This is a genomic window from Microbacterium sp. NIBRBAC000506063 (assembly GCF_017968845.1).
GTDB lineage: Bacteria > Actinomycetota > Actinomycetes > Actinomycetales > Microbacteriaceae > Microbacterium.
In genome coordinates this window covers 731,961-746,789 of sequence record NZ_CP072876.1, presented here as the reverse complement: position 1 = coordinate 746,789, position 14,829 = coordinate 731,961, and the positions used below count along the sequence as shown (strand labels likewise).

General features: G+C 65.3%; 17 protein-coding genes and 2 pseudogenes. 6 read left to right on the top strand and 13 right to left on the bottom strand.

Annotated elements, in window-relative coordinates:
* Positions 1 to 32: 32 nt before the first annotated feature.
* On the bottom strand, positions 33 to 914 hold the full coding sequence (locus KAE78_RS04220; protein WP_223171921.1) for a hypothetical protein: 882 nt from the start codon (positions 912 to 914) through the stop codon (positions 33 to 35).
* A gap of 187 nt (positions 915 to 1,101) precedes the next feature.
* Here KAE78_RS04220 and KAE78_RS04215 point away from each other — a divergent pair, with 187 nt between their 5' ends.
* Positions 1,102 to 1,338 (top strand): hypothetical protein, encoded by a 237-nt coding sequence (locus tag KAE78_RS04215; RefSeq protein ID WP_223171920.1) that lies wholly within the window; start codon positions 1,102 to 1,104, stop codon positions 1,336 to 1,338.
* A gap of 23 nt (positions 1,339 to 1,361) precedes the next feature.
* On the opposite strand, the gene KAE78_RS04210 is transcribed toward KAE78_RS04215, so the two are convergent.
* Positions 1,362 to 2,099 (bottom strand): Gfo/Idh/MocA family protein, encoded by a 738-nt coding sequence (locus tag KAE78_RS04210; protein ID WP_223171919.1) that lies wholly within the window; start codon positions 2,097 to 2,099, stop codon positions 1,362 to 1,364.
* A 76-nt stretch (positions 2,100 to 2,175) separates the two neighbouring features.
* Between KAE78_RS04210 and KAE78_RS04205 the strand changes: the two genes are divergently transcribed.
* From KAE78_RS04205 to KAE78_RS04190, 4 genes are all read left to right on the top strand, one after another.
* Positions 2,176 to 2,421 (top strand): glycosyltransferase family 2 protein, encoded by a 246-nt coding sequence (locus KAE78_RS04205; RefSeq protein WP_223172539.1) that lies wholly within the window; start codon positions 2,176 to 2,178, stop codon positions 2,419 to 2,421.
* Positions 2,369 to 3,100: a glycosyltransferase family 2 protein gene (locus tag KAE78_RS04200; RefSeq protein ID WP_223172391.1), complete on the top strand. Its 732-nt coding sequence runs from the start codon at positions 2,369 to 2,371 to the stop codon at positions 3,098 to 3,100. The genes KAE78_RS04205 and KAE78_RS04200 overlap by 53 nt, the downstream gene beginning before the upstream one ends.
* A gap of 84 nt (positions 3,101 to 3,184) precedes the next feature.
* Complete coding sequence (locus tag KAE78_RS04195) at positions 3,185 to 3,550, top strand: UDP-N-acetylglucosamine--LPS N-acetylglucosamine transferase (protein WP_223171918.1); 366 nt, start codon at positions 3,185 to 3,187, stop codon at positions 3,548 to 3,550.
* Between the two features lie 48 nt (positions 3,551 to 3,598).
* Positions 3,599 to 4,273, top strand: coding sequence for an alpha-1,2-fucosyltransferase (locus KAE78_RS04190; RefSeq protein ID WP_223171917.1), 675 nt, complete (start codon positions 3,599 to 3,601; stop codon positions 4,271 to 4,273).
* Positions 4,274 to 4,481: 208 nt separating this feature from the next.
* Here the strand turns inward: KAE78_RS04190 and KAE78_RS04185 are convergent.
* Both KAE78_RS04185 and gmd read right to left on the bottom strand, forming a co-directional pair.
* Positions 4,482 to 5,349: pseudogene (locus KAE78_RS04185) on the bottom strand (GDP-L-fucose synthase family protein); the annotation flags it as partial.
* Positions 5,350 to 5,452: 103 nt separating this feature from the next.
* A pseudogene (gmd, locus tag KAE78_RS04180) lies at positions 5,453 to 6,494 on the bottom strand (GDP-mannose 4,6-dehydratase).
* 274 nt (positions 6,495 to 6,768) lie between these two features.
* Here gmd and KAE78_RS04175 point away from each other — a divergent pair.
* Positions 6,769 to 7,218: a glycosyltransferase gene (locus KAE78_RS04175; protein ID WP_223172390.1), complete on the top strand. Its 450-nt coding sequence runs from the start codon at positions 6,769 to 6,771 to the stop codon at positions 7,216 to 7,218.
* Here KAE78_RS04175 and KAE78_RS04170 read toward each other — a convergent pair.
* The 9 genes from KAE78_RS04170 to KAE78_RS04130 form a co-directional block, all read right to left on the bottom strand.
* The gene (locus KAE78_RS04170; protein ID WP_223171916.1) at positions 7,196 to 8,158 is read right to left on the bottom strand and encodes a lipopolysaccharide biosynthesis protein; all 963 of its coding nucleotides are present in this window, start codon (positions 8,156 to 8,158) and stop codon (positions 7,196 to 7,198) included. The genes KAE78_RS04175 and KAE78_RS04170 overlap by 23 nt on opposite strands.
* On the bottom strand, positions 8,110 to 8,538 hold the full coding sequence (locus KAE78_RS04165; protein ID WP_223171915.1) for a hypothetical protein: 429 nt from the start codon (positions 8,536 to 8,538) through the stop codon (positions 8,110 to 8,112). Before KAE78_RS04165 ends, KAE78_RS04170 begins: the two co-directional genes overlap by 49 nt.
* 153 nt (positions 8,539 to 8,691) lie before the next feature.
* Positions 8,692 to 9,108: a hypothetical protein gene (locus KAE78_RS04160; RefSeq protein WP_223171914.1), complete on the bottom strand. Its 417-nt coding sequence runs from the start codon at positions 9,106 to 9,108 to the stop codon at positions 8,692 to 8,694.
* A gap of 77 nt (positions 9,109 to 9,185) precedes the next feature.
* Positions 9,186 to 9,608: a hypothetical protein gene (locus tag KAE78_RS04155; RefSeq protein ID WP_223171913.1), complete on the bottom strand. Its 423-nt coding sequence runs from the start codon at positions 9,606 to 9,608 to the stop codon at positions 9,186 to 9,188.
* A gap of 26 nt (positions 9,609 to 9,634) precedes the next feature.
* Positions 9,635 to 10,027, bottom strand: a complete 393-nt coding sequence (locus KAE78_RS04150) for a hypothetical protein (RefSeq protein ID WP_223171912.1) — start codon at positions 10,025 to 10,027, stop codon at positions 9,635 to 9,637.
* A gap of 7 nt (positions 10,028 to 10,034) precedes the next feature.
* Positions 10,035 to 10,619 carry a CDP-alcohol phosphatidyltransferase family protein gene (locus KAE78_RS04145; protein WP_223171911.1) on the bottom strand — a complete coding sequence of 195 codons (585 nt, stop codon included), beginning with the start codon at positions 10,617 to 10,619 and terminating at the stop codon, positions 10,035 to 10,037.
* A 113-nt stretch (positions 10,620 to 10,732) separates the two neighbouring features.
* The gene (locus tag KAE78_RS04140; RefSeq protein WP_223171910.1) at positions 10,733 to 12,727 is read right to left on the bottom strand and encodes a fibronectin type III domain-containing protein; all 1,995 of its coding nucleotides are present in this window, start codon (positions 12,725 to 12,727) and stop codon (positions 10,733 to 10,735) included.
* On the bottom strand, positions 12,673 to 13,806 hold the full coding sequence (locus tag KAE78_RS04135) for a fibronectin type III domain-containing protein (protein WP_223171909.1): 1,134 nt from the start codon (positions 13,804 to 13,806) through the stop codon (positions 12,673 to 12,675). Before KAE78_RS04135 ends, KAE78_RS04140 begins: the two co-directional genes overlap by 55 nt.
* Positions 13,803 to 14,351, bottom strand: a complete 549-nt coding sequence (locus KAE78_RS04130) for a hypothetical protein (protein WP_223171908.1) — start codon at positions 14,349 to 14,351, stop codon at positions 13,803 to 13,805. Before KAE78_RS04130 ends, KAE78_RS04135 begins: the two co-directional genes overlap by 4 nt.
* Positions 14,352 to 14,829: the final 478 nt, after the last annotated feature.

Below are 14,829 nucleotides of genomic sequence, written 5' to 3'. Positions count from 1 at the left end.
GAGTGAAACCGGTATGAAAACGTTAGGAACTGCTACGGGAGCTGCAGCCGGCTCTCGCCCCAGAGCTCGGTCGCGAGCTCTACGGTGCTGCTGATCGACGCCCGAGACGAGGCGCCGAACACGATGGACTCGACGTTCGCGTGATCATGGATCCAGGTCAGCGCGGGTCGTGGCGCGATCGCGCCCGAGGCGAAGACGGACATCGCCACGGGGCGGAACGGGCGCTCACGGAGAGCCGTCTGATACGCCTCGATCCCGCCGGACATGCGGAAGCCGAGCTCGTTGATGTTGGCGCAGACGATCGGGTTCACGATTCCGACGCGATCGAGGGAATCGAGCAGCATCGGCAGGTTCATCGTGATGAAGCCCGGCTCCGCCTGGTACCGCTCCCGTACATGGCGCGCGAAGATGGCGAACGCCTCGTCGAAGCCCAGGCCGAGAAGAAGATCGACCACGACGTTCTGCAGGAAGATCACCGGGGTGTTGAGGTCTCGGAACATCTTCATCTCGGCATCGACGAGCAGCGTGATGATGCCCTCGATGTCCTTGCGCATGAACGACTTGCCTCCGCGCATCGCCGCATCGAACAGGCCCTCGTCGGGGAGGAACTGCCTCACCGCGCCGAGCATGCCGTGATCGGTGACGGCATTGGCGTACTTGTGCGCGTAGGGCATGCACGGATGGAACCGGTAGCCCGCGTAGCGCTCGGGGTTCGCTCGCATGTGGTCGCACACCTCGGCGATGCGATCGTGCGTGGTGCACATGAGGGTGCGGATGCCGTGGTCCAGGGCGATGTCGACCACATCGATGATCGCCTGCGTGTCCTGGAACCGGATCGCCTGTGCGCGCGCCTTCTCCTCCGACATGTGGTTGATGCCGAAGAACTGGTTGTCGCCGAGGAGCAGAAGATCCATCGGAGCGGTGTCCTGGTTCATGCGCTCTTCCCCATCCGAGCCTCCGTCGTCGTGGAGCAGCGGCGGGTGCGGGTGTCTCGACCTCGTGCGTCTGCGGTTCAGCGGCGTCCTGCATGATCCTTTCGATCACCCGGTCCGTCGCCGCAGCACTGGTGAAGTCGTTCTGCCGCGCCCTCGTCTCGCCAGCGTGCACCGCATCGACGAAGCTCTCCAGTTGGGCGCTATACTCCTCGCCTCGAAGATAGAACGACACGGGTTCGGTGAGGTCGGTCGTGTAGGCGATGTTCCATCCTTCACGGTAGCCGTCCGGGATGGGCGCCTCGTCGCGCAGATACACGCGGATCTCCTGGCGGTCGGCGACGATGCGTCCCATGGATCCGGCGACCGTGACCGAGGTGGACATCTTGCGATAGGACTCGTCTGACCAGTTGACCGACAGCTGCACGGTCACGTCGTCCGCATAGCCGAGCGTCGAATAGACCTCATCGTCGATATCGGCAGAGAAGATGCTGTTGAGCGAGGAACCGCGCACGGTGAGGGGGTCGCCCAAGTACCAATGGACGAGGTCGAGGGGTGCGCAGCGTAGTCGTAGAGGCAACCGCCTCCGGTGTTGCGTCTGCTGCGCCAGGTGGAGCCCTTCGGCTTCAGCACCACCGGTCCGTAGGCCTCCGCGAGCACGTGCCGCACGCGCCCGATGGCACCGGCTTCGAGAAGACGCTTGACCTCCTGGAACGTGGCGATGAAGCGGTTGTGGTAGCCGACCTGTGCGACCAGTCCTCGGGCATCCGCAAGACGCGCGAGCTCGACGGACTCGTCGGCGCTGAGGGTGAGGGGCTTCTCGCAGAACACATGGACACCGCGCTCGAGCGCCGATCGCACGAGCTCCGCGTGGGACCCCGTCGGCGTGGCGATGATCACCGCGTCAGGGCGGGCCTGGTCGAGCAGCTTCTCCAAGGACGAGAACGTCGTCACGCCGGTGTACTTGTGAAGCACGTCGAGCAGATAGTCGGTCGCATCGACGATTCCGACCAGATCGACGTTCTGGAGCGCTCGCGCGATGGACAGATGGGACAGGCCCATCTTTCCCACGCCGATGACGCCGACCCTCACAGGTGGCCTTGTACTCTCCTGATGCACCGGAGACCCCTCCCCATCAGGCTCATCGACCACCTTCCCCGGCAGCATCCAGAGACCTGTAGTCGATATAGTAGCGGTGGTGGTCCGGTTTGGTCGGCCCACTCAGCCATGCAAGGGGGAATGCATGATGCCTGACAGAGCCGGGGTCGACGTGTCCGTCGTCGTTCCGACCCATGCGCGTCCGGAGCTGATGAAGCTCGCTGTCGAGAGCGTGCTCGCGCAGGAGTCGGATGCGACCGGCGAGGTCATCATCGTCTTCGACGCCTGCCCGTGGACGTGCCCGACGTCGCCCGCCCGACGGATGGACGGTCCGAGGAATCGAGAACGGGCGCAGTCGCGGGCTCGCGGGCGCCCGCAACTCGGGAATTGATGCGGCGGTCGGCCGGCTCGTGGCGTTCCTGGACGACGACGATGAGTGGCTGCCCGGGAAACTCTCCGCGCAGTTGCGTCGTTTCGAAGAGAGCCCTGAGGCGATCGTCGTCGGCACGGCGATGGTCGTCGATGACGGCGAGAACCGCCACGTGCGTCTCGTGCCGAGCGAGGAGCTCGATCATGAGGCCTTCCTCCGCAACCGAAACCCCGGCCTGCACTCCTCGAGCCTGATGTTCCGGCGCGAGGTGCTCCAGGGAGAACTCGGGCTTATCGACGAGGAGCTGCCGCGCAGCTACGGTGAGGACTACGACATCCTTCTGCGCGCATCGGAACTCGGACTCGTCACCGTCGTCAACGAGCCTCTCGTCCGAGTTCTCTGGAACGGACAGTCCTACTATTTCGGTCAGTGGGCCGCATACGCCGAAGCGCTGCAGTATCTGCTCACCAAACATCCGGACTTCGCGACCATTCCCGCTGCACTCGGGAGGATCGAGGCGCAGATCGCGTTCGCACTGGCGGCGAGCGGTCAGGGCCGTGACGCACGGACATGGGCGAAGAGGGCGCTGGCTCACAACCCGAAGCAGATCAAGGCCGTCCTCGCGGTGGCGATCTCGTGGCGCATGGTGACGCCTCAGACGATCACGAAGGTCGTGCAGAAGTTCGGTCGGGGGATCTGACATGAAGGTTCTCATCGCCTGTTCCTCCGGAGGCCACCTCACCCAGGCGCTGGCGCTGCGTGAGTGGTGGGGTGCCCACGATCGGTGCTGGGCGACCTTCCCGTCGAGGATGCACGCTCCCGGCTCGCAGACGAGAAGGTCTACGAGATCCACTACCCGACGGTTCGGAACCTCCCGAATCTGATGCGCAATTTCGGCCTGGCCCGGCGGGTGCTCGCCGCTGAGCGTCCCGACATCGTCTTCTCCACGGGAGCGGCGATCGCACTGCCGTTCTTCACCCAGGCGCGTTTCTTCGGCGCCCGCACCGTCTATCTTGAGCCTGTGGATCGCATTTCGTCACCGGGTCTGAGCGGTCAGCTCGTGTATCCCTTCGCCGATGAGTTCCTCGTGCAATGGGAGCGGATGCGAGAGTTCTATCCGGGCGCGCGGAACGTCGGAGTTGTGCTGTGATGGCGCGATGCGCCTTGCGGGCTGATGGGAGAGGCGGTGGGGTCCTGGATGACATGGTTCCCCAAGAATGACGACATCGTCCTGAGCCTTCAGGGCGGCCTGGGCAATCAGCTGTTCGAGTGGGCGTTCGGCCGGGCGCTGTCTGCGCAAGGGCGTAGGGTCATCTTCGATCGAGTACGACTGCGCGGCGATCGCCCGTATGCGCTGGGCGACCTGGTCGAACGGTCAGCGATGATGCCGCGGCCGGTCGGTGCGGTGCTCGCTCTGGCGGAGAGGGCGGGCTGGATCAACGACACTTCGGCGTTGCGCCAGGTGAAGCAGGCCGTATCCGGGTTCGATCGCAGCGTGATCGAACGCAGTGCGGGGCGATCGTATCTTCGCGGGTACTTCCAGTCCCCGCAGTACTTCACGTCGATCGCCGCCGAGGTGCGGGAGAGTGTCGCGGCTCATCTTTCGACGATGCTGACCGCGCGGGGCCTGGAGCTCGCAGAGGAGTTGCGGGCAGACCCGAGCAGCGTCGCCGTGCACGTGCGCCGAGGCGACTACATCAGCGATCCGAATGCCGCCAAACGGCACGGGGTGCTCGATGGCAGCTACTACGACCAGGCGCTGGCACGTATGGATGCTCTCGGCGCCACCAGGAGGGTCTGGTTCAGTGATGATCCGGAGTGGGTGAGGGCTCATCTCGCGCGCGAGGGGACACGATCTGTCCACCGGATGTGACGCGCGGCGACGGCGGAGAGATCGCCCTCATGTCGTCGTGCTCCGCCAGAGTCATCGCCAACAGCAGCTTCAGCTGGTGGGGAGGCTGGCTCGGTGCGCCGAGCACGACTGAGCGGCCGGTCATCGCTCCGGTGGTGTGGTTCGCGGGCGGGCACAGTGACGCCTCCGACCTCATCCCGTGGAATGGGAGCGAGTCTAAGGGCGGCGCTCAGGAGCGCTCGCGAAGTGCGCCGACGTTCTCGCGATACCAGGCGACGGTGGAGTCGAGGCCTTCTCGGAGCCCGATCGACGCGCGCCATCCGGACTCGGTCAGCGTCGTGACGTCGAGCAGCTTGCGCGGTGTCCCGTCGGGCTTGGACCCGTCCCAGTGTGTTTCACCCTCGTAGCCGACTGCCTGAGCGACGAGGTCTGCGATCTCTCGAATCGTGAGATCTTCGCCCGTGCCGACGTTGACCTGGGTCGGCCCGTCGTAGTAGTCCAGAAGGTGCAGTGACGCATCGGCGAGATCATCGACGTGCAGGAACTCACGGCGGGGGAACCCGTACCCCAGTTCGTCACGCTGTCGGCACCCGAGTTCTTCGCTTCGTCGTAGCGACGGATGAGTGCCGGAAGAACATGCGAGCCCGTAGGCGAGAAGTTGTCGCCGGGACCGTAGAGATTGGTCGGCATGGCAGAGATCCAGGGGAGTCCGTGTTGACGCCGAACCGCCTGAACCTGCATGATTCCCGCGATCTTCGCGATCGCATACGCGTCGTTCGTGGGCTCCAGGTGCCGGTCATGAGCGAGTCTTCACGAATCGGCTGAGGGGCGAACTTCGGGTAGATGCACGATGAGCCCAGGAACAGAAATCGTTCCACGCCCGTGGCCAATGCCGCGTCCATGACGTTCACCTGGATCTGCAGGTTCTCCGAGAGAAACTCGACGGGATGGCTCGCGTTCGCCTGGATGCCACCGACTTTCGCGGCCGCCAGCACGACATGCCGGGGTCTCTGCGTATGGAACCAGTCGAAGGTGGCTGCTCTGTCGCGCAGATCCAGCTCCTGCGAGGTGGCAGTCGGCAAATCGGTGAATCCCGCTGCCGTCAGTCGCCGGAGGATCGCACTTCCGACGAGTCCGCGGTGTCCGGCGACGAAGACACGGCTGGTGCGATCGAGCGCAGTCATCGGCACAGGTCTCTCGTCAGCCCTGTGCGGGGATGGTCGACCAGCTGTCGAGCTCGACCGCGTCGACCCAGGGGTGCCGGCATGCTCGAGGGCTTCGATATCGGCGTCCACCATCAGACGTGCGAGTTCATCGGCGTCCACGGTCGCCTTCCAGCCCAGTCGATCATGGGCGCGAGAAGCATCGCCGATGAGCGCGTCCACCTCGGTCGGACGGAGGTATCGCTCGTCGAATCGAACATGCTTCTCCCAGTCGAGTCCCGCGTGCGAGAAGGCGGTCTCGACGAAGTCGCGTACTGACCGGGCGACTCCGGTGGCGAGCACGAAGTCTTCGGGCTCGTCGGCCTGCAGCATCCGCCACATTCCCTCGACGTACTCAGGGGCGTAGCCCCAGTCGCGGACCGCATCGAGGTTGCCCATGTAGAGATGTTCCTGGCGGCCGGCCTTGATGGCGGCGACAGCCCGGGTGATCTTCCGGGTCACAAAGGTCTCGCCTCGGCGGGGGACTCATGGTTGAAGAGGATCCCGTTCACTGCGAAGAGACCATAGGCTTCGCGATAGTTCTTCGTGATCCAGAAGCTGTAGAGCTTCGAGGCTGCGTACGGAGAGCGCGGGTAGAACGGTGAGTCCTCGTTCTGCGGCGGCGGCGTCGCGCCGTAGAGCTCGGACGACGACGCCTGGTAGAAGCGCGGCTGGACGCCGGAGAGTCGAACGGCCTCGAGCAGACGCACGGACCCCGTGCCGGTCGTGTCGGCTGTGTGCTCGGGTTCATCGAACGAAACCCGCACATGCGATTGGGCGGCGAGGTTGTACACCTCGTCCGGGTTGATCCGCTCCATCAGCGTGACCAGCCGGGCGCCGTCGCTCAGATCACCGTAGTGGAGGAACAGTCGGGCATCGGGGTCGTGCGGATCGACGTAGAGGTGATCGATACGGCTCGTGTTGAAGGTCGACGCCCGTCGGATCAGGCCGTGGACCTCGTACCCCTTCGCGAGAAGCAGCTCGGCGAGATATGAGCCGTCCTGGCCGGTGATACCTGTGACAAGCGCGCGCTTCCCCACATCGCTCTCCTTTGCTCCCCCAAGACACCTGCGATCGCTCGAGTGTGCGGTCGCAGTGTCGTATCGTGCGGTCTAGTCTATCGGTTGGGTCGGTGCAGCCAAGGGGACGCCCGATCTGCCGTATTCGAAGAGGGGAAGGTGTGCCGGTGACAGCTCTCGTCGTCGCTTCCGCAGGCACCTACCACCTTCCGTTCGAGCGCTTCTCCGAGTGGGTCCGTCGATGGTTCGATGATCGTCAGCCGGATGTTCGTCTCGTCCTGCAACACGGCCCGTCATCCCGGGTCGAGGGGCGGAGAACCACGATCTGCTTCCGTATGGGCAGTTCCTCGATCTGTGCCGGGAGGCCGATGCCGTCGTGCTTCAAGGCGGAGCCGGAGCGGTGATGGACATGCGTTCGATCGGAGTCGTGCCCATCGTCGTGCCTCGTGTTCCCGGCGGCGGTGAAGTGGTGGATGAACACCAGCTCGTTTTCGCGCAGGAGATGGATGCGCTCGGCGTCATCCGTCGCGCCCTCACCTATGAAGAGTTCGCCCGTCTTCTCGACGAGGCCCTCCTCGAAGGACGCAAGGCGCCGGCCGAAATCGCGACGCCAGGAGCAGATCGGGTCGAGGCGTTGCTGTCACGACCCGTCCGCCGTATCACCGTCTGGCTCACACTCCGGAGGATGGCGAAGACCGGCGTGCGGATCCTCCGGACTCGGCTCAGGCGCGGGGGCCCACGATAGGAACCTTTCGCCACAGGCCGACGATCTGCAGGGGCCGGCGCAGGACCCACAGTGCGAGGGCATAGATCGCGCTGAGCACGACTGCGGCCAGGAGGAGGTTGAGGATGCTGGTTCCGCCGACCCAGGTGAAGAATCCGCCGCCCACGCCGTACACCACCACCGGGACGAGCGCGGGGATCAGCAGCCGACGAGGTTGCAAGTGCACTCCCATGCGCCAGTGAACCTGGTAGGCGGCGAGGAGATTGTCGACCACCATGACGACGACCCATGTGACCGCGGCGCCCCAGACGCCGAGCAGGGGCACGAGGAGCAGGTTCCCTCCGATGCTCAGCGCCAGCGCCAGCGACTTGTTGTACATCTGCCAGGTGCTTCGCCCGCCTTGCAGCAGGATGCTCTGGAGCATCCCCGCCGCAGTCTGGAACATCATCGCCGACGCGATGAGCGCCATGGGTCCCCATCCCTGGGCGAACTCCGAACCGAAAATGAGAAGAACCGAGCCTCCCATGGACATGAGAAGCAGGTAGAAAGGCCAGTTCAGCAGGATCATCACACGAACGACCTTCGTGTGCAGGGCGCTGGCCTCCTGCCGCTCACCGCGCGCCAACTGTGCGGACGTGGTGGGAGAGACCGAGACGCGCATCGCCTTGTCCACGAGTCCGCCGACGCGCACGGCGCGCGTGGCCACCGCGTAGACGCCGGCGGCCGCGGGCGACGCGAGCGCCGCGACGATCAGCACGTCGGCCCACTCCAGACCGATCTCCAGCGCCCCGTTGACCGCGCGGGGCGAGTTGAACCGCCAGAAACGCCGGAATGTCGGCCGATCGCTCTTCTCGCTCGAAGCGCGACGACGGTAGTCGCGCACCAGCGGCGGCGCTATCACGATCGCAGTGATCAGCAGCCACAGGGCAAGGGCCAGAGCCAGGCGCTGAACGCCGCCCAAGCGTTTCCGGCCATCACCGCCGCCGCGACCACAAGAAGCAGCCGCGAAGCCGGGAGCAGCACGCTCTGCAACAGGGTGAACGCCGGCACCCCTCGAACCATCCGGGTCATGATCTGGAGAACGCCGATGACGCTGCCCGCCACGATGAACGGTGCCATCGTGAGGAGGAGAGCCTGCAGGCCCTCTTCCTCGCCGGGAGAGGCGAGCCAGATCGCGAGAGGCTCGGCGAGGGCGACCACGATGACCGACGCGATGGCGGAGAGGATGACCACAGGCAGCGCGGCGTACATCAGAATGCGCCACTCCGAGCCCGCGCGATCGAAGGCCCGTTGTTCTGAGACGAAGCGCACGATGCCGCTGTTCGTCCCCAGCCGCAGCACCTGCGTCAGGATCGTGAAGATGCCGATGGCCTGAAAGAAGACCCCGTGCCTGACGCTCCCAGGAGGTTGCCGACAACGGCGGTCAGAGCGAGCGCCGCCAGAGCCGAGAACGCCGACCCTGCGAGGCTCACCACACCATTGCGCGCGAGTCGCTCACCCCGCATGCTTCGCCTGCCCGAACGGCACTGGTCGTGGAGTCCAATAGTCCGAGTCTCCGAGGTACTTCTCCCGGAGGAGAATCGCGAGAGCCAGGCCGACGAACACCAGCTGCCGGTCCAGGCCGTAGAAGATCGACAGCACGCATGCCACCACGGCGCTCGTGTGCACCCACAGGATGGAGAGGTTCGGTGCGTCGAAGGTCCTGACCGCGCCCGCGAGGAGCATGAACGCGAACAGCGCGAGACCGACGAAGCCGAAACAGAACATCGCGTTCCATATCGCCCCTTGTGTGCCGATGTAGATCTCGCTCCAGTAGCTGGGTCTTGGCGCTCCGTAACCGACGATCGGCGACCCCAGGGTTCTTTCGAACGTCTCCACGTAGAGGTTTCCGCGCCCCTCCGTGGTGTTCACCGTCTCTTGACGAGCGATGATCTCGTCGAGAAACCCGGATAGGAGGAGGATGACCGTACCTGCGGCGGACAGAGCCGTCACCCACCAGAACGCCAGCCATCGCCCGCTGAGGACGAGCCGGAACAGGACATAGAGGACGCCTCCGGCAAGACCGACGAAGAGTCCTCGATTGCTCGTGGCGACCGCGGGGGGATCGCGGCGAGGAGTCCAGCGAGCAGGAACCACATCGCTCGGGCGGTGCGATGTCCGATCGCCGTGCCGACCGCGATCGGAGTGAGCACGGCCATAGCCGCTCCCCAGCCGTTGGTGTACGCGAAAGGTGCGGATGGTCGTTTGAAGGGCTCTTCGGCGCCCCACGGCGTCTGGATATCGGCCAGCGGTGGAAACACGAGGTCGTTGATGTAGTCGTTCGACGTGAGCGCGTCGGGCAGGAACCTGCCGATCGTGAATGTCAGCCGTACATCCGGGAACATCATTCCGAGGTATCCGCCGAAGATCACGAAGACCCAGATGAACGTGAGACCGTTCAGTACACGCTTCGGGGAAGGCTCGCGCGGGCGTTGACGACATAGACGATCATGATCGCAAGCGCGAGGAACTGACTGAATCGAACACCGATCCCGATCAGCCTTCCCAGCTGATCCACCATCAGAGACGCGGGATCATCCAGAGCGTGAAGCCGACCCAGGGAGGATGCCGGGGACGAACACGATGCGGCGCCGCAGAGTGAGGAAGGCCAGCATCGGCACGGCCATGATGATCTGCGCGAAGGGAGAATGCCGAGCATCCAGAACACCGGATAGCCCCAGAGCAGCACCAGAACGGGCCAGGCCGGCAGTCTGTACGTCTCGACATCCGCCGAGGACTTCTGGCCGGTGGAGCGAATCAGCGATTGGCTGGCGCTGCCGATGTCGCTCACAGCGACCTCAACAGCCGGTACTTGCGCCTGAGTGAGACGGAGAACGCGAGCACATGGAACGCGAAGAGCGCAGCGTAGGCGATGGTGAAGAGAAGGGGATTCCGATGAGCGCAATCACGAAGTATGTCGTCGAGACGTCCTGCGGCTGCTTGACCAAAGAGTCGAGAACTCCGATTCCCGGAGCATGCGTGGGCGCCTCAGAGCTCTTTGGGAGGAGCTTCTCGGCAAGCTGCTGCGAGAGGAACCACGACGACACGAGTGCGCTGAACAGGAGAGCGGTGACAGCGAGCCAGAGGGGTTGATCCGACCGGACGAGGAAGACCGCGACACCGATGTGCACCAGAGGAGCACGGGCGGCGTCGACGACGTGGTCGAGCCACTCCCCGGCGGGGCCACCGCCGCCTTGAAGTCGAGCCAGTTGTCCGTCGGCAGAGTCGAAGACATAGCCCAGCAGCAACAGCGCAGCGGCGACGATACCCGCCCACCACAGTGGCACAAGGGCCAGTGTGAGGATGCCCGCGATGCCGAGGAGCGCGCTCACTGCGGTGACCTGGTTCGGCGTCGCGCCGACGGTCGCGGCAGTCACAGCCACTCTTCCGCCGAGTGGCCTGTTGATCCAGCGCAAGTATGCCGGCACGCCGATGCCCGGCTTCTGGGCCGTGCGGAGAAGCCGGGCGGCCTCGGGCCGTGCTATACGCCGCGCCATCACCTCAGCATACTGAGCGCGAGGTCGAAGCTCAGGTCGGGGGTGTTGCGGTAGTTGGCGTGGACGCTGGCGGCGATGACGTTGGTGCCTTCGACCAGCAACCCGGCCGGGACGGTGAACACGGCCCGGTTGTTGCTGGCAGCGGCGTGCGAGGGAGCCGCGGTGGCGTAGGTGTTCTGACCGATCGTGCCGGTGGGCAGGTTCTGTCGTCCCAGCTCGGTGCCGTTGAGATAGACCACGACACCGTCGTTGGCGATCACCGTCACCGTGCCGTCCTGGACGGTCGATGCGTTGACGACGGTGAACTCCTTGCGGAACTGCGCACTCAGCGGTCGCGGTGACAGTCCGGTCGGGTCGATATTGGTCGCTGCCGCTGCCACTCCCCGTGCGAGCAGGCCGTCGCCGACCTGCCAGGACGAGGCGTCGAAGTCGGGCTGGGCCCACTGCGCAGGCAATGCCGCATCGGTGTAACGCCACGACCACGACTCACCATTCTCGATGGCGACGGGCTCGTCGGAGGGATCGGGCAGGGCCCCGGTGGTGACCGTGGTGGTCGCTGCCGCCGAGGATCCGCTGGCGTTGATCGCGGTGATGGAGTACTCGTAAGTGGTCTCCGCGGTCAGGTCGACATCGGTGAAGGTCGTCTCCACTGCCGGCAGCGTCGCCACTTCGGTGCCGTTGCGGGCAACGACATAAGAGGTGACTGCTCCGCCGCCTGTCGGCGCCGACCACGACAGCTCCACTGTGTCGTGGCCGGATGCCGACGCCGTCAGCCCTGTCACCGCGTTCGGTGCCTCCGGAGCATCGCCGCGCTCAGCAGTGTAAGCGAGGTCGAAGCTCAGGTCGGGGGTGTTGCGGTAGTTGGCGTGGACGCTGGCGGCGATGACGTTGGTGCCTTCGACCAGCAACCCGGCCGGGACGGTGAACACGGCCCGGTTGTTGCTGGCAGCGGCGTGCGAGGGAGCCGCGGTGGCGTAGGTGTTCTGACCGATCGTGCCGGTGGGCAGGTTCTGTCGTCCCAGCTCGGTGCCGTTGAGATAGACCACGACACCGTCGTTGGCGATCACCGTCACCGTGCCGTCCTGGACGGTCGATGCGTTGACGACGGTGAACTCCTTGCGGAACTGCGCACTCAGCGGTCGCGGTGACAGTCCGGTCGGGTCGATATTGGTCGCTGCCGCTGCCACTCCCCGTGCGAGCAGGCCGTCGCCGACCTGCCAGGACGAGGCGTCGAAGTCGGGCTGGGCCCACTGCGCAGGCAATGCCGCATCGGTGTAACGCCACGACCACGACTCACCATTCTCGATGGCGACGGGCTCGTCGGAGGGATCGGGCAGGGCCCCGGTGGTGACCGTGGTGGTCGCTGCCGCCGAGGATCCGCTGGCGTTGATCGCGGTGATGGAGTACTCGTAAGTGGTCTCCGCGGTCAGGTCGACATCGGTGAAGGTCGTCTCCACTGCCGGCAGCGTCGCCACTTCGGTGCCGTTGCGGGCAACGACATAAGAGGTGACTGCTCCGCCGCCTGTCGGCGCCGACCACGACAGCTCCACTGTGTCGTGGCCGGATGCCGACGCCGTCAGCCCTGTCACCGCGTTCGGTGCCTCCGGAGCATCGCCGCGCTCAGCAGTGTAAGCGAGGTCGAAGCTCAGGTCGGGGGTGTTGCGGTAGTTGGCGTGGACGCTGGCGGCGATGACGTTGGTGCCTTCGACCAGCAACCCGGCCGGGACGGTGAACACGGCCCGGTTGTTGCTGGCAGCGGCGTGCGAGGGAGCCGCGGTGGCGTAGGTGTTCTGACCGATCGTGCCGGTGGGCAGGTTCTGTCGTCCCAGCTCGGTGCCGTTGAGATAGACCACGACACCGTCGTTGGCGATCACCGTCACCGTGCCGTCCTGGACGGTCGATGCGTTGACGACGGTGAACTCCTTGCGGAACTGCGCACTCAGCGGTCGCGGTGACAGTCCGGTCGGGTCGATATTGGTCGCTGCCGCTGCCACTCCCGTGCGAGCAGGCCGTCGCCGACCTGCCAGGACGAGGCGTCGAAGTCGGGCTGGGCCCACTGCGCAGGCAATGCCGCATCGGTGTAACGCCACGACCACGACTCACCATTCTCGATGGCGACGGGCTCGTCGGAGGGATCGGGCAGGGCCCCGGTGGTGACCGTGGTGGTCGCTGCCGCCGAGGATCCGCTGGCGTTGATCGCGGTGATGGAGTACTCGTAAGTGGTCTCCGCGGTCAGGTCGACATCGGTGAAGGTCGTCTCCACTGCCGGCAGCGTCGCCACTTCGGTGCCGTTGCGGGCAACGACATAAGAGGTGACTGCTCCGCCGCCTGTCGGCGCCGACCACGACAGCTCCACTGTGTCGTGGCCGGATGCCGACGCCGTCAGCCCTGTCACCGCGTTCGGTGCCTCCGGAGCATCGCCGCGCTCAGCAGTGTAAGCGAGGTCGAAGCTCAGGTCGGGGGTGTTGCGGTAGTTGGCGTGGACGCTGGCGGCGATGACGTTGGTGCCTTCGACCAGCAACCCGGCCGGGACGGTGAACACGGCCCGGTTGTTGCTGGCAGCGGCGTGCGAGGGAGCCGCGGTGGCGTAGGTGTTCTGACCGATCGTGCCGGTGGGCAGGTTCTGTCGTCCCAGCTCGGTGCCGTTGAGATAGACCACGACACCGTCGTTGGCGATCACCGTCACCGTGCCGTCCTGGACGGTCGATGCGTTGACGACGGTGAACTCCTTGCGGAACTGCGCACTCAGCGGTCGCGGTGACAGTCCGGTCGGGTCGATATTGGTCGCTGCCGCTGCCACTCCCCGTGCGAGCAGGCCGTCGCCGACCTGCCAGGACGAGGCGTCGAAGTCGGGCTGGGCCCACTGCGCAGGCAATGCCGCATCGGTGTAACGCCACGACCACGACTCACCATTCTCGATGAGCACGACGACCGTCTCGGAGCCCGGTTCCACGGAGATCGCGGATGTCGAGGCCGATCGGTTTCCGGCGGCGTCCCGTGCGCGCACGAAGTACTTCGACGGCGAATCAGTGAGCGGAACCGTATACGACGTCGACGACGTCGAAGCGATCACACGGTTGTCCTTGAGGATCTCATAGGTGACCGCGCCGCTGTCGGACGATGCGTTCCAACTGATCGTTGCCGTCGTGTCGGCGATCGCGAGCGCAGGACTGCCCGGAGTCGTCGGGGCAGTCGTGTCGCGGGGGCGTATCTCACGTAGCCGCCCGACCACTGGCTCACGAAGTTTGCGCGGAGCGAGCGGGACAGATCGCCGCCGGCCCAGACGATTCCTCGAGAGTCGACGAAGATCGCCCACACGCCGTAACCTGCTCGCGCCTCGAGAATGGGACTGAAGTCCTGCACATAGCGGTGCGTCTCCTGATCCCAGGCGCCGAACAGACTGATCTTGTCGGCCTGAGTCCAGTTGGTGCCGACGTTGTCCCAGAAGTATGCGTCCTGGTAGACGAAGTCTCCGCAGTGGCATCCGCCGTAGACGAGGCCGTTTCCGGCCGCTGCGGCTTGGTAGTCGCCGCCTGCCTTCGTGATGCTGCCGCTTGTGCGCGCGAAGGTGTCGCGGTTGTAGGAGAAGAAGGAGTGCTCCGAGCCGCCCAGCCACACCTGGTCCCGGCTTCCTTCACCGCCAGCTGCCAGATGTTGCCCGTGGCCTGGCCGTTCCCGTCGACTCCAGCCTTGCTGAAGCTCGGAATCCACTGCGGTGAGGTCAGGGGCGCACCACTCGTCGTCCGCAACGCCGTCGCGCTGGGGGAGTAGGTCTCGCCCTTCATGCGGAAGTACCCGGCGAAGTACGCTTGGTCGCCCTGCTCGGAAGCGTCCACTGAGACAGTGGTCCCGTTGAGGAAGGCGTTCCAGTTCGTATCCGGGGTCACCGTCGACAGGTTGATGCGACCACCGTTCCAGGTGACTGCACTCGACGACGCCCCTTCTCTCGTCAGATGTGTGTAGGCGCCGGCGACGTACAGGTAGTCATCCTGCACATCGAGCCCGCGAATGAAGGGCACGCCGCCGGTGGAGCGGTTCTCCGCGAGCACCTGGGTTCCCGTGAGAGCACCTGTTGCCGGGTCGATGAAGGCGAGAC

What these genes read in the sequence shown, in the direction of transcription:
- KAE78_RS04220 (WP_223171921.1), bottom strand. Translation starts at nt 914, where the DNA reads ATGGATCTTCTGCTCCTCGGCGACAACCAGTTCTTCGGCATCAACCAC.
- KAE78_RS04210 (WP_223171919.1), bottom strand. Translation starts at nt 2,099, where the DNA reads ATGCTGCCGGGGAAGGTGGTCGATGAGCCTGATGGGGAGGGGTCTCCG.
- KAE78_RS04205 (WP_223172539.1), top strand. Translation starts at nt 2,176, where the DNA reads ATGATGCCTGACAGAGCCGGGGTCGACGTGTCCGTCGTCGTTCCGACC.
- KAE78_RS04190 (WP_223171917.1), top strand. Translation starts at nt 3,599, where the DNA reads ATGACATGGTTCCCCAAGAATGACGACATCGTCCTGAGCCTTCAGGGC.